Origin of the sequence: Gordonia sp. 852002-51296_SCH5728562-b (assembly GCF_001665475.1) — a bacterium.
GTDB classification, from domain to species: domain Bacteria; phylum Actinomycetota; class Actinomycetes; order Mycobacteriales; family Mycobacteriaceae; genus Gordonia; species Gordonia sputi.
This window is the reverse complement of record NZ_LZMI01000134.1, coordinates 35694-50586: the sequence shown is the minus strand read 5'-3', so window position 1 is coordinate 50586 and position 14893 is coordinate 35694. Positions and strand designations below refer to the sequence as shown.

Genomic DNA, 14893 nt, shown 5'->3' with positions numbered 1-14893 from the left:
CCCCCACCGAAGCCTTCACCGAACTGCTAACCTCACACACTCAGCCATAGGTGTTGCCACAATCCCTTGAACCCGCCCGTCGAGTGGGCGTCGCATCCCGTCGAGTGGGCGCAGCATCCCGTCGAGTGGGCGTTGTCACCCGCCGTACAGCGGCTATCCGCCAACGAGAATTGGCACATACGCGCAGGGGCGCGGTAGCGTCGAACCCTATGTCGTCACCTGGGCAAGCACACCGGCTGGATTTCGCGGCCGGGGCGTCGGACACCGACAATCAGTACCGGCCGGTGTTCGGGCTCGCGATCCTCGTGCTGTCGGGAATGCAGTTGCTGATGGTGCTCGACGGAACGGTCGCCGCGCTGGCGCTGCCGAAGATCCGTGAGTCGCTGCAACTCTCGGAGTCGGGTGCGAACTGGATTATCAGCAGCTACGTCCTCGCATTCGGCGGGTTGATGCTCCTCGGTGGCCGACTCGGTGACACGTTCGGACGCAAGCGCATGTTCGTGATCGGCGTCGCAGCCTTCACCCTGACCTCACTGCTGTGTGGCCTGGCCTGGGATGAAACGAGTCTCATCGTCGGACGCGCCCTGCAGGGTGCCTCGGCAGCCGTCGCTGCGCCGACCGCGATGGCTCTGGTAGCCACGACGTTCGCGCCCGGTAAACCACGCAGTCAGGCGTTCGCGATCTACGCGGCGATGACCGGTATCGGTTCTGTCGCGGGTCTGATCCTCGGTGGTGTGCTGACCCAGCTCTCGTGGCGTCTCGTCTTCCTGATCAACGTCCCGATCGGACTGCTCGTCGCGGTCGGAGCCTACTTTGTCTTGCGCGAATCCCAGGGCGTGCGACTCTCTCTCGACCTACCGGGAGCCGTGCTCGCGACGTTGGGATGCTCACTGCTGGTGCTCGCGGTGAACGAGGGTCCCAACGGTTGGGGCCGTCCGATCGTCATCGCCTCGTTCATCCTCGGTGGTCTCGCTCTCGTGGCGTTCGTCATAGTCGAGCGTCGTGCGAGTAACCCGATCCTGCCGTTCGTTCTCTTCGACAACACCAGTCGTGTCGCCGCTTTGGTCGCCATCTTCTTCGCCAGCATGATCATGATGTGTATGGCGGTCTTCATCTCGCTCTACCTGCAGGGAATCCTGAAGTACACCCCTGTTCAGAGTGGTCTCGCGGTGGTGCCGTTCGCGTTCGGACTCGGTATCGCCGCGGCGATCGCGTCGAAGCTCGCGCTGCATGTCCAGCCGCGGTGGCTGGTGCTGTGCGGTGGAGCGATCATCCTGGCCGGCTGCGTCTACGCGGCGTCGATCGCGCCGAAGGCTCCGGCGTACTTCCCGAGCATCCTCATCCCTGTCGTGGTGATCGGTGTGGGTGTCGGTTTCGCTGTCATCCCGCTGACCCTGTCGGTTGTCGCGGGCGTCGGGCCGAACGAGATCGGGCCGCTCACCGCGCTCGCGCAGGTCGCACAGAACCTCGGCGGTGCAATCGGGTTGGTCGCGGTCGGAGCGCTCGTGACGTCTCGCGCCCTGTCGCTCGGCGGCACCACCGCGCCCGTGGAGTCGATGAACAAGGCGCAACTCGCCGCGCAGGCCAACGGCTACGGACTGGCGTTCGCCTGTTGCGCGGGCATCGCGGTGATCGCCGCGATCGTCGTATTGTTCATGCGGTTCACGCCGGAGCAGGTTGCCGAGGGGCAGGCCGCGCAAGAAGCCGCCGACGCCGGGCTCGACTCCGACATCGCGCAGAACACCCACGACCACTGATCCGGTCTCAGGTGGAGTCCCAGAGACGCTGGTAGAAACTCATCCGCTCCTCGTCGAAGTCGACGCCGTACGACTCGACGAGCGGTCGTTCCCACCCGGGCCCGTAGACCCCGACCGAGCGCTGCGACGCTGATTTCGGGACGTTCGAGCCACGGCGTGAACACCGCCGAATCCCCCGGCGCTGCGGCCGTCAGCATCCACTCCGCGCTATCGTCGTATCCGGCGTCGAGCACGGTGGGACACGCGACGAACCGCGCCGCCCACGAGAGTCGGTGAGCTTCGGCGCGCAGGGAGACCTCGTCTGTCGGTGGCTGCCATTTCAGGTAGCGGGCGGACGGACCGTCGCCGAGTCGATAGGTGACGCCACCGACATCGTTGAGCCAGACCGGGGTGATCGGGTCGCCCGCCGGAACGCGAGAAGACGACGTCGGGAAATTCGTGCGCGGGGACGGCAGAGGTCATCGGGTGCGCGTCAGTCGGTCAAGACGACGATCTCGTCGGGTCGGGGGATCTCGACGCACTGCCCGGCGTCGGACAGCACGGCGGCGAGGGCGTTGATGTCGCGGACGTTTCGGCGCGTCCGTACCAGTTCGCGGGCCATCAGACCCTTGTAGTGCTTGTTGAAGTGGCTCACCACTTTTCGGGACCCGTCGGGCGCCTCCGTCATCACCGTGGCAGTCACCGCGCCCGAGATGGGCCCCAGCTGCTGGTAGATCCCCGAGCGCAGGTCGACGACGAAATCGTCCACCGCGTCGAGCGTGTTCGAGAGAGCAGGCTTCCACGCCGAGGTGAGCGTGCCGAAGCCGGGCAGCGTGGATCCACCCGAGAGGCGGTAGGCGGGTATCCGATCGCCGGCCCGGATGACCCCGAACAGCGCCGACCCGATCGCGAGGCGGTCTGCCGCTTTCGCTTTGCCCGCGCGGGTCAGCGATCGGTGGTCGAGGGCGTCGTAAAGCACGCCGGTGTAGCGCTCGATCGCAGGGCGCGTCGGGGAGAGCCAGAGGTCGGCGTTGCTGTCGACCTCGGCGAGCTGTGTCTTGCCGAGCCCGAGTGCCTTCACGCTCGCGTCGAGATCGCTCGCGAGGTCGACGACGGCGTCGGCGATCTGTTTGCGCACGGGATTGAGTTCGGTGAACGACAGTGTGTCGAGGTCGAGTGGGGCGCCGGAACCCCCGTCGGACTTGGTTTCCGAGGGCGGGAGGATGACGAGCACGTCGAACACTGTATCCGGCCACGTGGACGGGACCGAAAAGCGCGTGCGGTGGCCGACTAGACTGATCGACCGTGATCACACGGATGTCGACGCTGTTCCTGCGTACGCTGCGCGATGACCCGGCAGACGCCGAGGTTCCCAGCCACAAGCTGCTTGTTCGCGCTGGATATGTTCGGCGTGTCGCGCCGGGCGTGTACAGCTGGCTCCCCCTGGGGCTTCGGGTTCTCAGGGCGGTCGAGAACATCGTGCGCGAGGAGATGAACTCGATCGGCGCGCAGGAGATCCTGCTGCCCGCGCTGTTGCCGCGTGAACCGTACGAGACGACTGCCCGCTGGACCGAGTACGGCTACAACCTCTTTCGTGTGAAGGACCGCAAGGGCACCGACATGCTCCTCGGTCCGACGCACGAGGAGATCTTCGCGCAGCTGGTCAAGAGCGAGTACTCGTCGTACAAGGATCTGCCGGTCATCCTGTATCAGATCCAGACCAAGTACCGCGACGAGGAACGTCCGCGCGCAGGCATCCTGCGTGGACGCGAGTTCGTGATGAAGGACTCGTACTCTTTCGACCTCGACGACGACGGACTCAAGGCCTCCTACATCGCGCACCGTGACGCCTACCAGCGCATCTTCGCGCGCCTCGCGGTGCGATACGTCATCGTCGCCGCGACGTCCGGCGCGATGGGCGGCAGTGCCTCGGAGGAGTTCCTCGCCGAGAGCGAGGTCGGCGAGGACACGTTCGTGCGTTGCCTGGAGTCGGGCTATGCGGCCAACGTCGAGGCCGTCGTCACGCCTGCACCCGAACCGATTCCGTTCGACGGACTCGCGGAGGCGCAGGTTCACGAGACCCCTGACACCACCACCATCGAGACGCTCGTCGCGTGGGCCAACGACGCCCTCGACGGGACGTTCGACGCCGCGGACACACTCAAGAACGTCATGGTCAAGGTTCGCGAACCCGGAGGCGAGTGGGAGTTGCTCGGCATCGGGGTGCCGGGCAACCGGGAGGTCGACGTCAAGCGGCTCGAGGCGTCGTTGGAGCCCGCAGAAGTCGAGCTGCTGACCGAAGCCGACTTCGCGGCCAACTCGTTCCTGGTGAAGGGCTACATCGGACCGAAAGCCTTGCAGGAGAACGGCGTCCGCTATCTCGTCGATCCGCGCGTCGTCGACGGCACGGCGTGGATCACCGGTGCCGACCAGCCCAACCGGCACGTCGTCGGACTCGTTGCCGGGCGCGACTTCACGGTGGACGGGACCATCGAGGCGGCCGAAATCCTCGACGGCGACCTCTCTCCGGACGGCAAGGGACCGCTGGTGGCCGCGAAGGGCATCGAGATCGGTCACATCTTCCAGCTGGGCCAGAAGTACACCAACGCCTTCGAGGTGGATGTACTCGGCGAAAGCGGAAAGCCGGTCCGCCTCACCATGGGGTCCTACGGTGTCGGCGTGTCGCGGCTTGTCGCGGTGATTGCTGAACAGCAGCACGACGACAAGGGGCTGCGCTGGCCCGCAGAGGTCGCGCCCTACGACGTGCACCTGGTGATCGCCAACAAGGACGAGGCCGCGATCGGCGGCGCGACGTCGCTGGCCGAGGAACTCGACGCCGAGGGCCTCGACGTCCTGCTCGACGACCGCAAGTCGTCGCCCGGCGTGAAGTTCAAGGACGCCGAACTGCTCGGCATGCCCACCGTGGTCGTGGTGGGCCGCGGCTACGCCAACGGCGTCGTCGAGGTCCGCGATCGCTTCACCGGCGAGAGCGCCGAGGTACCGGTCGACAACGCAGTGTCGGCGATCGTCGCCGCGGTGCGCGGGTAGCTTCCGGCGGCCGGTCCGGCAACCCGGGTTGACCGGGCTGTCGGGCTACGCGGACTACCGGACTATTGCGGCTGTCCCGGGAATGGGACGGTCACCGGACTCTCGCGCAATGCTGCACGCCAGGTGGCCGCGCGCTGCGCGCAGTCGGTGAGCTGGTCGACGGCCAGGCGGCGCGCCGATTCGGAGTCGGCGCGCTCGAGCGTCGAGCGATATGCCGTGGCGCAGTCATTCTCGGCCGCCAGCGCGGCACGGGCAGCACTCGTCGGGTCAGTGACCTGCACGGGCAGCGTGTACCCGGCGGCCATATCGGGTGGAGTCGCGCCTGCCGCCGTGATGGCAGCGTTGAGTGCGTCGCGTGCCGCGCGGTGGGCGGCGATGTAGTCGGCGACAGTGCCGCGTCGAGTCGCGGAGACAAAAGCTGTCGTGACCCCGTACGTGAAGATCGCGGCATTCTCGGCCTGCGTCGCCGTGGCCAAAGCGTCGGTTGTTGCGGTCATGCGAGCTGCACCTCCACGAGTGTGGCGACCGAGGCGCTGACCGACCCGGCCAGCCCTGCCGAGTAGCCCTTCAGTGAGATCGCGGCGTCGTGTGCTGCACGCGTCGACGCACGGAGCGACGAGCACAGCTCGTCGAGCGTTCCCGCTGTCGACGACGACCCCGGTGTGGACGTCTCGGACGCCCCCGCACCGGTGGAGCCGGGCGTCGCGGAGGCCGACGGCGCTGCAGACAACTGGCTCGCGGTGTCGGAGTCGAGGCGTTGGACCTCCTGCGATAGCGCGGTCGCGTGGGCGTCACGCTGGTCGGCGATCACTCCGAGCGCTGCGCTGTAAGTCGGAAGACGTGGTGCGAGCGAACGAGCTGCCGCAGCGTCGGAGCGGGCAGCCTTGGCCAGGGGGAGCAGGGCGGTGGCGGTGATCTCATTCGGCGTCGGGCCGCTGTCACACGCGCTCGACGCGCCGATCACGAGTGCTCCGGCGCCGATCGCGAGGCTGCCTCGTAAGACGGTGCGACGATTCACGGCGTCGAGTACATCGGGGGCTGCTGGCTTCACCCGACACATGATGCCAGTCCGGCACACCCGTGGTGCGGGCCGCACGGACCACAGGAGGTCCGACGGTCTGCCCGGTGATCGCCAGTAGCCTGCCGGGTCCGGGACCGGTCGCAAGGTGGTCGGGAGCGGGTCGCGGATCGACTAGAATAGGGTGCCGTCGCATGCGGCAGACCAATTGCCGCGACAGCTGACCGACGACAATGAACGCACCTGAAGACCGCAACTGAAAGCACTGCGCGGCAAGCGAAGACGAGGAGTGAGGAGAGCAATGAGCATCGATACGCGACAACTCCGCACGCTCGTCGACACCTTTGTCGCCGACCGCGGATTCGACGTCGAAGACGTCGTGATCACCAACGGTGCAGACGGCGACGCGGTCGTCGTGACCGTCGATCGGGATGGGGGAGGTTCGCTCGACGAGCTCGCCGACCTCAGTCGCGAGCTGTCCGACGCGCTCGACGCCGATCCCGCCTACGCCGACATCGACACACTCGAGGTCACCTCACCCGGCGTCGACAGGCCGCTCACCACCGAACGGCAGTGGCGTCGTGCCACCGGACGCAAGGTGCTCATCGATCTCGCCGGCGACGACGGTCCGACCCGTGTCGCAGGCAGGGTCGGACCGCTCCACGACGGCCAGGTCGACATCGTGAGCAACGACCGCGGCCGTTTCCGAGTCCGCACCGTCGAACTCGACGCCGTCACACGTGCTGTGGTCGACGTCGACTTCTCGCGGCCGGGAGTCGCCGAGCTGCGATTGTGCGGCCTCGACGACGCGCAGATCGCGCAACGTCGCGACACCGTCAACTCGTAGCGACCGACCATAGAACTCAACCAACAGCCGAAAATTCCATAGCAGCCGACAAGTGAATAGGAGCGCCCCATGAACATCGACATCAATGCACTGCGCATGATCGAGGCCGACAAGGGAATCTCGATCGACACGGTCATCACCGCCATCGAAACCGCATTGCTCACCGCATACCGCCACACCGACGGATTCGCGCCGCACGCGCGCATCGACGTCAATCGCAAGAGCGGGGCGGTCAGGGTGATGGCGCAGGAGGTCGACGAGGACGGCACCGTCGTCCACGAATACGACGACACCCCCGAGGGTTTCGGCCGTATCGCGGCCACCACCGCCCGTCAGGTCATCCTGCAGCGTCTGCGTGACGCGGAGAACGAGAAGAACTTCGGCGATTTCGTCACCCACGAGGGCGAGATCGTTGGTGGCGTTGTGCAACAGGACGCCCGCGCCAACGCACGCGGCATGATCGTCGTGCAGATCGGTAGCGACGCCAACAGCGCGGAGGGAATCATCCCGCCCGCCGAGCAGGTGCCCGGCGAGAGCTACAAACACGGCGACCGCATCAAGTGCTACGTCGTCGGCGTCTCGCGTGGTCCGCGTGGACCACAGATCACGCTGTCGCGTACCCATCCGAACCTGGTGCGCAAGCTCTTCGCACTCGAGGTACCCGAGATCGAGGACGGCTCGGTCGAGATCGTCGCAGTCGCGCGTGAGGCGGGCCACCGCTCCAAGATCGCCGTGCACACCGGTGTCAGCGGACTCAACGCCAAGGGCGCGTGCATCGGACCGATGGGTCAGCGCGTACGCAACGTGATGAGTGAGTTGTCCGGCGAGAAGATCGACATCATCGACTACGACACCGATCCCGCTGTGTTCGTCGGGAACGCACTGTCGCCTGCGAAGGTCGTCTCGGTGGAGGTGGTCGACGCGGCACAGAAGGCAGCGCGCGTCGTCGTACCCGACTATCAGCTCTCGCTCGCGATCGGTAAGGAAGGTCAGAACGCACGACTGGCCGCTCGTCTGACGGGGTGGCGAATCGACATCCGCTCCGACGCCGACGACGCTCCCAGCGCACCCGCCGGCCAGTCGGGCGGGCCGGGAGCCGGACGGGCGTGATGAGGTCCGGTTGTCCAGTTCGGTACTCGGCGCGCTAGACTGATCGATGGTCACGCGAATGCGGCCGGCCGCCCCCTGTGGAGTTACTTCCGATGGTGGTGACCGGTCCGGTCGGCGGAACGATTCTTCGCAGAGTCATTCTCCGCAAGGTCCGATCCGTATGTGTCTGGGATGTCGGCAGCGAGCCGGTATCGCAGAGCTGGTCCGTGTCGTCGCCCCTACAGGTGCGAGCGGCCCGAGGATCGTTGTCGACATCGCGAAGACCATGCCTGGGCGAGGTGCGTGGCTGCATCCGGTGGCGGACTGTGTGTCCGCCGCGGTTCGACGCAACGCGTTTGCCCGGGCGCTGAGGAGTCCGGGACTGGTCGTAGACCAGTCCGACCTCAAAGAAGTGCTGTTCACCCGCTCGGGAGATGGCACGGACGAGAGCGGCCCTAACGGGCCAGAACAGGTAGCAGAAGACATGAGCACACCGTGAAGTCACCACGATGAGCACGTATCGGACGTAATCCGAGGCCGTGGCGGGCAAGCCGCTCGGCCTCCAAGTGAGGAGAGCAGTGGCAGGCAAAGCCCGCGTGCATGAACTGGCCAAGGAACTTGGCGTAACGAGCAAGCAAGTGCTCGAACGTCTCAAAGAACAGGGCGAGTTCGTCAAATCCGCGTCGTCGACCGTTGAGGCCCCCGTGGCCCGCCGACTTCGCGAATCCTTCCCCGCAGATAACGGGGGAGCAGCCAAGAACGACTCCACGAAGTCGGCAGCACCCAAGCCTGGTGCCGCGGCTCGTGACAACTCTGCTGCGCCCAAGCCCGGCGCAGCTCGCCCCGGCCCCAAGCCGGCGGCTCCGAAACCTGCACCCGCACCGACGCCTGCTGCCGCGCAGTCGGCACCGGCTCCTGCGCCTGCAGCCACCCCGGCACCTGCTGCGCCCACTCCGGCGCCGGCACAGAAGTCGACGCCCGCGGCAGCTCAGGCTTCCGCACCTGCGCCGACGAGTCCACGTCCCGGGCCAAAGCCCGGACCGCGTGCGCCTCGCGTCGGAAACAATCCGTATTCGTCTGCACCCGCACCAGCTCCGCGTCCGGCGGCACCACGTCCCGGACCCGGCCAGGGCGGACCCCGCCCCGGTGGTGGGCGTCCCACGCAGGGCCGACCCGGCCAGGGTGCAGGGCGTCCCGGTCCCGGCAGTGCAGGCGCACGTCCCGCACCGGGTCAGGGCGGACCTCGCCCGAATCCGGGCAACATGCCCCCTCGGCCCAACCCGGGTGCCATGCCCAGTCGTGCAGCACGTCCCGACGCGGGCCGACCGGGCCGCGGCGGTGGACCAGGCGGTCGCAGTGGCGGCGGTGGCGGAGGCTATCGCGGTGGCGGCGGAGGCGCGCCAGGCGGAGCACCGGGAGGTCCTCCCGGAGGTTTCCGCGGACGTCCCGGTGGCGGCGGTCGCGGTCGTGGCGGCGCAGCCGGTGCGTTCGGACGTCCGGGTGGTGCACCCCGTAAGGGACGCAAGTCCAAGCGTCAGAAGCGGCAAGAATACGACTCGATGCAGGCTCCGGCCGTCGGTGGCGTCAGGCTGCCACGCGGCAACGGTGAGACCATTCGTCTCGCCCGCGGCGCTTCGCTGTCCGACTTCGCCGACAAGATCGACGCCAACCCGGCATCGCTGGTCCAGGCGCTGTTCAACCTCGGCGAGATGGTCACGGCGACCGAGTCGGTCAACGACGAGACGCTGGAGCTGCTCGGCTCCGAGATGAACTACAACGTCCAGGTAGTCAGCCCGGAGGACGAAGATCGCGAACTCCTCGAGAGCTTCGATCTCTCCTACGGTGAGGACGAGGGCGGCGAAGAGGATCTCGAACAGCGTCCGCCGGTGGTCACCGTCATGGGTCACGTCGACCACGGCAAGACCCGCCTGCTCGACACCATCCGTAAGGAGAATGTGCGCGAGGGCGAGGCCGGTGGCATCACCCAGCACATCGGTGCCTACCAGGTGAACACGCACCTCAACGGCGACGATCGACTGATCACGTTCATCGACACCCCTGGTCACGAGGCGTTCACCGCCATGCGTGCCCGCGGTGCCAAGTCGACCGACATCGCGATCCTCGTGGTCGCCGCCGACGACGGCGTCATGCCGCAGACGGTGGAGGCCGTGAACCACGCGCAGGCAGCAGACGTGCCGATCGTGGTCGCGGTCAACAAGATCGACAAGGAAGGCGCCGATCCGTCGAAGATCCGCGGCCAGCTCACCGAGTACGGGCTGATCCCCGAGGAGTACGGCGGCGACACGATGTTCGTCGACATCTCGGCCAAGCAGGGCACCAACATCGAGCAGTTGCTTGAAGCTGTGCTGCTGACCGCCGACGCGTCGCTCGATCTGCGTGCCAACCCCGACATGGACGCTCAGGGTGTCGCCATCGAAGCGCACCTCGATCGTGGTCGCGGACCTGTGGCGACCGTGCTGGTTCAGCGCGGAACGCTGCGTGTCGGCGACTCCGTGGTGGCAGGCGACGCCTACGGTCGTGTGCGACGCATGGTCGACGAGCACGGCGACGACGTCAACGAGGCCCTGCCTTCGCGACCCGTCCAGGTCATCGGCTTCACGTCGGTGCCGGGTGCAGGTGACAACCTGCTCGTCGTCGAAGAAGATCGCACCGCCCGGCAGATCGCCGACCGGCGCAACGCGCGCAAGCGCAACGCGCTGGCCGCACGTAGCCGCAAGCGGATCAGCCTCGAGGACCTCGATTCGGCGCTGAAGGAAACCAGCCAGCTGAACCTGATCCTCAAGGGCGACAACGCAGGTACCGTCGAGGCGCTCGAAGAGGCGCTGCTCGGTATCGACATGGGCGACGAGGTGTCGCTGCGCGTCATCGACCGTGGTGTCGGTGGCGTGACGGAGACCAACGTCAACCTCGCTGCGGCGTCGGATGCGATCATCATCGGCTTCAACGTCCGTGCGGAGGGCAAGGCCACAGAGCTCGCCAACCGCGAGGGCGTCGACATCCGGTACTACTCGGTGATCTACCAGGCCATCGACGAGATCGAGAGCGCGCTCAAGGGCATGCTCAAGCCGATCTACGAAGAGGTGGAGCTCGGCCGCGCCGAGATCCGCGCCATCTTCAAGAGCTCGAAGGTCGGCAACATCGCCGGTTGCCTGGTGCAGTCCGGTCTCATCCGCCGTAACGCCAAGGCTCGTCTGCTTCGCGACAACGTCGTGGTTGCCGAGAATCTCACGATCTCGTCGCTGCGACGCGAGAAGGACGACGTCACCGAGGTTCGCGAAGGCTACGAATGTGGTCTCACGCTGACGTACAGCGACATCAAGGTCGACGACGTCATCGAGAGCTACGAGTTGCAGGAGAAGCCGCGCGACTGACGCGCGGATCGTCGAACACGCTCCCCTTCCGGGGTCTGAGGGCACTTGGTGCCCGACGGCCCCGGAAGGGGAGTACGTTCCTCACTCACAGTGCTTCGATTCTGGAGGAAGGACACCCCATGGCTGACCCGGCACGGGCACAGCGAATGGCCAAGCGGATCTCGTCGATCGTGGCGTCGTCGATCGCCCACGACATCAAGGACCCGCGGCTGGCCCACGTCACGATCACCGATACCAAGGTGACCAACGACCTGCACGACGCGACGGTCTTCTACACCGTCATGGGCGAATCGATCGATGCCGAACCCGACTACGAGGCCGCTGCCGCGGGACTCGCCAAGGCGACCGGGATTCTCCGCTCGAAGGTCGGCGCCGGAACAGGCGTGCGCTTCACCCCGACATTGAGTTTTGTCCTCGACACCGTTCCCGACGCCGCGCGCCACATGGAAGAACTCGTGGCGCGCGCACGCGCCAATGACGAACTCGTCGCGCGCCAGGCGAAACAAGCGCAACCTGCCGGTGACGCAGACCCGTATCGAAGCAAGGACGAAGACGGCGAGGACGGTTCACGCGAGTGACCACTGCCTCCCCTGCGGCGATCGCAGATGTCCTCGGCGGGGCATCGGCGGTGACAATCCTCTGCCACGTCCGACCCGACGCCGACACCATCGGTAGCGGACTCGCGCTGGGACTCGCGTTGACGACACGAGGCCTCGACGTCGAGGTCTCCTATCCCGGTCCCGAGAGCCTGCCCGTGGCCCTTCGTGACCTGCCAGGGGTGCGGGGGCTACTCGTCGAACCGGACGCACTCAAGGGGCACGACGTGACCGTGTCGGTCGACGCCGCCGGACCTGATCGGCTCGGCGATTTGGCCGCGGTCTTCGAGGGCGCGGTCACGTCGGTCGTCGTCGACCATCACATGTCCAACGGGGGTTTCGGTGACCTCGACTTTGTCGACCCCGACGCCGACTGCACCGCCGTACTCGTCCTGCGACTCATCGACGAACTCGACGTTCCGCTGAACGCCGACATCGCGACGTGTCTGTACGCGGGTCTCGCGACAGATACCGGATCGTTCAAATGGGCGCGCCCCGACTCGTTTCGGGTCGCGGCGCGACTACTCGACAGCGGAGTCGACGGTCGACGGTGGAGTCGGGCGCTGTTCGACACCCATCCCTTCTCGTGGCTGTCGATGGTGGCCGGGGTTCTGGCGTCGGCGACATTCATCCCGAAAGCAGCCGACGGTGCGGGACTCGTCTACGCCGTCGTCGATCACGACGCGATGGTCGGCATGAGCTGGGAAGAGTCCGAAAGCATCATCGACATCGTGCGAACCACGGCAGGCGCCGAGATCGCGGCGGTGTTCAAGGAGATCGAACCGGCGAGTTGGACGGTCTCGTTGCGGTCGAAGGCATCGGTCGATCTGGTTCCGATCGCGCGCGCACTCGGCGGCGGCGGTCATCGACACGCCTCCGGGTACAGCGATATCGGGAGTGCCCAGGAGGTCGTCGACCGGCTGGTGGGGTTGCTCTGACCGAGCCCGCCCGACAGGCCGACGCCCAGGCGATCGCCCCGGACACGGGGATACGCCGCATCGCGGTGTTGTCGGTGTCGGCTCTTGCGGTGCTGACCGCGCCGCCGCTGTATCTCCTCCTCGACCTCGCCGTTGTCGGGCGCCTCGGCGGCGACGAATTGGCCGCGCTCGGCGTCGGTGCTCTGGTGCTCTCGGTGATCAGTACCCAGCTCACCTTTCTCTCGTACGGGACAACCGCGCGTTCGGCTCGACGCTTCGGTGCGGGCGACCGCGCGGGCGCGGTGGGAGAGGGCGTGCAGGCGACGTGGATCGCGCTCGGCGTCGGTGGTGTGATCGTCGCCGTGATCTATCCGCTGGCACCGTGGGTGATGCGACTCATGGTCGGCACGTCAGGTCCGGATGCGAGTCACGTTGCGGCGGAAGCAACTTCGTGGTTGCGAATCGCATGCTTCGGCGTGCCACTCATTCTCGTGTCGATGGCGGGCAACGGCTGGATGCGTGGTGTCCAGGAGACCCGACGACCGGTCGTGTACGTCGTGGTCGGATTGTCGGTCGGGGCAGTGCTGTTGGTGGGGCTGGTCCACGGGCTGTGGTTCTTCCCGCGGCTCGGCTTGCAGGGCAGCGCAATTGCCAACGTCGTCGGACAATCGATCACCGGTCTATTGTTCGCGACGCGACTCCTGCGCGAAGTGCTCCCCGATGGTGGGCGCCGCGCGTTGCGTCCTCGGTGGGCGGTGATCCGAGCCCAACTCGTGATGGCGCGCGACCTCGTGGCGCGCAGCCTCTCGTTCCAGGTGTGCTTTCTGTCGGCGGCTGCCGTCGCGGCCCGCTTCGGGGTGGCCGCCGTTGCTGCTCATCAGCTGACACTTCAACTGTGGGAGTTCATGTCACTGTTCCTGGACTCGGTGGCCATCGCGGCTCAAGCGTTGGTCGGTGCCGCGCTCGGGGCGGGTGCGGTCACAGCGGCCCAGAACGTGGCTCGCAGGGTGACTGTCGTGTCGGTGGTGGCTGCGTCGGCAATGGCAGGGGTCTTCGCCATCGGCGCCGGCGTGCTGCCGAGACTGTTCACGAGCGATGCCAGGGTGCTCGACGCGATCAGCACGCCCTGGTGGTTCTTCGTCGCCATGCTGCCGATTGCGGGAGTCGTATTCGCGCTCGACGGTGTGCTCCTGGGCAGCGGCGACGCCGCATACTTACGGTCTGCGACGTTGGTGGCCGCGCTCGTCGGATTCTTACCGCTGATCTGGCTGTCCCTGGCGTTCGACTGGGGATTGGCCGGCATCTGGACGGGCCTTGTGGTGTTCATGGTGATTCGCATGCTGACCGTCGTGTGGCGGATTCGGTCAGGCCGGTGGCAGCGGGTCGGACACGAGCGCGGTTGATCGACGGCACCAATGTCGACGGCTCGCGCGGCGTCCACTCAGTAGCCGGGCTGTGGGTACGCAGGTCGCGGTCTGCTCTGAGTGCGTCCGCGTCGGATGGCCAGGCCGATTCCGTCGCAGGCCCACACACTGAGGATGCCGAGCACACAAAAGCCTATGAATACGACGCCGTCGAGAAGCGACGCAGTTATGTACGACTTCGGATAGTGGATTGCCTGCTCGATCCATCCCCCCGCCGCGCTGAGCGCGAGCGCCGGGATGATGCCGATCAACGCGAAGGCAGTTCTTCTGCGTGCGAGTGACCACCCCACCACGACGCCAAGAATGACGAGTCCGTTATTGGCGCTGTACCACCATTCGAATTCGGCGTAGGTCCAGCCCGAGTAGAGGCGTGGGCCGGAGATAGCCCACAGTGCGTCGAGTACACGTTGCAATCCCAGGAGCACCAAGGCGGCGCCGGGACCGAGGATTCGTTGCGGAGTGGATCGGGCCCACACGGCGAGGACGCCCATGTATAGCAGGGCTGCCAACGTCCAGACGCTGAATCTCCACCAATCGTGCAACCCGAACTCACTCAGAGCGATTTGGAGCGCGCAGCTCACAACAAAGAAGAATCCGCCGATCGCTGCGCTGACCAGGGCTTGTGCCCACCACGGGCCGCGGTCGCCGAGAGGTGTGCGGGCGGGGCGGCGTGGCGGGTACATCGGGTACGGGGGCTGGTAGGAATGACCAGGTGGTTGTGCAATAGGCGGCTGGGGTTGGCTCGGATACACGTGCGCATCCTGACACAAGGTGGAACGCAACATCGAGTGGGTCACCGGTGATTCATTCGGTTGAAAACAGTGGC

The 14893-nt window shown here is 66.5% G+C and carries 13 protein-coding genes; 9 read left to right on the top strand and 4 right to left on the bottom strand.

Annotation, left to right across the window (positions count from 1 at the left end; genetic code table 11):
- Nucleotides 1–209 precede the first annotated feature (209 nt).
- Nucleotides 210–1757, top strand: a complete 1548-nt coding sequence (locus A5766_RS23115) for an MFS transporter (protein WP_005204433.1) — start codon at nt 210–212, stop codon at nt 1755–1757.
- Between the two features lie 472 nt (nt 1758–2229).
- Here A5766_RS23115 and yaaA read toward each other — a convergent pair whose 3' ends face one another.
- Nucleotides 2230–2970 (bottom strand): peroxide stress protein YaaA, encoded by a 741-nt coding sequence (gene yaaA, locus A5766_RS23110; RefSeq protein ID WP_039855077.1) that lies wholly within the window; start codon nt 2968–2970, stop codon nt 2230–2232.
- Between the two features lie 83 nt (nt 2971–3053).
- Between yaaA and A5766_RS23105 the strand changes: the two genes are divergently transcribed.
- Nucleotides 3054–4784, top strand: a complete 1731-nt coding sequence (locus tag A5766_RS23105) for a proline--tRNA ligase (protein ID WP_064906609.1) — start codon at nt 3054–3056, stop codon at nt 4782–4784.
- Between the two features lie 62 nt (nt 4785–4846).
- On the opposite strand, the gene A5766_RS23100 is transcribed toward A5766_RS23105, so the two are convergent.
- Together A5766_RS23100 and A5766_RS23095 are read right to left on the bottom strand one after the other, a co-directional pair.
- The gene (locus tag A5766_RS23100; protein ID WP_005204438.1) at nt 4847–5281 is read right to left on the bottom strand and encodes a ferritin-like domain-containing protein; all 435 of its coding nucleotides are present in this window, start codon (nt 5279–5281) and stop codon (nt 4847–4849) included.
- On the bottom strand, nt 5278–5844 hold the full coding sequence (locus A5766_RS23095; protein WP_051993769.1) for a hypothetical protein: 567 nt from the start codon (nt 5842–5844) through the stop codon (nt 5278–5280). Before A5766_RS23095 ends, A5766_RS23100 begins: the two co-directional genes overlap by 4 nt.
- Before the next feature lie 259 nt (nt 5845–6103).
- Here A5766_RS23095 and rimP point away from each other — a divergent pair, with 259 nt between their 5' ends.
- The 7 genes from rimP to A5766_RS23060 all read left to right on the top strand — a co-directional run bounded on the left by rimP (nt 6104) and on the right by A5766_RS23060 (nt 14046).
- Nucleotides 6104–6649 (top strand): ribosome maturation factor RimP, encoded by a 546-nt coding sequence (rimP, locus tag A5766_RS23090; protein WP_005204442.1) that lies wholly within the window; start codon nt 6104–6106, stop codon nt 6647–6649.
- 69 nt (nt 6650–6718) lie between these two features.
- Entirely contained in the window at nt 6719–7759 is a 1041-nt protein-coding gene (gene nusA, locus A5766_RS23085) for a transcription termination factor NusA (RefSeq protein WP_005204444.1), read from the top strand.
- 46 nt (nt 7760–7805) lie between these two features.
- A complete protein-coding gene (locus A5766_RS24190) occupies nt 7806–8237 on the top strand; it encodes a YlxR family protein (protein ID WP_312029785.1) in 432 nt (143 codons plus the stop codon).
- Nucleotides 8238–8316: 79 nt separating this feature from the next.
- Nucleotides 8317–11130, top strand: a complete 2814-nt coding sequence (infB, locus tag A5766_RS23075) for a translation initiation factor IF-2 (protein ID WP_039855059.1) — start codon at nt 8317–8319, stop codon at nt 11128–11130.
- A gap of 119 nt (nt 11131–11249) precedes the next feature.
- A complete protein-coding gene (rbfA, locus tag A5766_RS23070) occupies nt 11250–11708 on the top strand; it encodes a 30S ribosome-binding factor RbfA (RefSeq protein WP_064866821.1) in 459 nt (152 codons plus the stop codon).
- A complete protein-coding gene (locus A5766_RS23065; protein ID WP_005204453.1) occupies nt 11705–12664 on the top strand; it encodes a DHH family phosphoesterase in 960 nt (319 codons plus the stop codon). The genes rbfA and A5766_RS23065 overlap by 4 nt, the downstream gene beginning before the upstream one ends.
- Nucleotides 12661–14046: an MATE family efflux transporter gene (locus A5766_RS23060; protein ID WP_051993773.1), complete on the top strand. Its 1386-nt coding sequence runs from the start codon at nt 12661–12663 to the stop codon at nt 14044–14046. The genes A5766_RS23065 and A5766_RS23060 overlap by 4 nt, the downstream gene beginning before the upstream one ends.
- Before the next feature lie 38 nt (nt 14047–14084).
- Here A5766_RS23060 and A5766_RS23055 read toward each other — a convergent pair whose 3' ends face one another.
- Nucleotides 14085–14576, bottom strand: a complete 492-nt coding sequence (locus A5766_RS23055; RefSeq protein WP_141630825.1) for a hypothetical protein — start codon at nt 14574–14576, stop codon at nt 14085–14087.
- Nucleotides 14577–14893: the final 317 nt, after the last annotated feature.

Coding starts and splice junctions, on each gene's coding strand:
- A5766_RS23115 (WP_005204433.1), top strand. CDS start 210: ATGTCGTCACCTGGGCAAGCACACCGGCTGGATTTCGCGGCCGGGGCG.
- A5766_RS23105 (WP_064906609.1), top strand. CDS start 3,054: ATGTCGACGCTGTTCCTGCGTACGCTGCGCGATGACCCGGCAGACGCC.
- A5766_RS23100 (WP_005204438.1), bottom strand. CDS start 5,281: ATGACCGCAACAACCGACGCTTTGGCCACGGCGACGCAGGCCGAGAAT.
- A5766_RS23095 (WP_051993769.1), bottom strand. CDS start 5,844: ATGTGTCGGGTGAAGCCAGCAGCCCCCGATGTACTCGACGCCGTGAAT.
- rimP (WP_005204442.1), top strand. CDS start 6,104: ATGAGCATCGATACGCGACAACTCCGCACGCTCGTCGACACCTTTGTC.
- nusA (WP_005204444.1), top strand. CDS start 6,719: ATGAACATCGACATCAATGCACTGCGCATGATCGAGGCCGACAAGGGA.
- A5766_RS24190 (WP_312029785.1), top strand. CDS start 7,806: ATGGTCACGCGAATGCGGCCGGCCGCCCCCTGTGGAGTTACTTCCGAT.
- rbfA (WP_064866821.1), top strand. CDS start 11,250: ATGGCTGACCCGGCACGGGCACAGCGAATGGCCAAGCGGATCTCGTCG.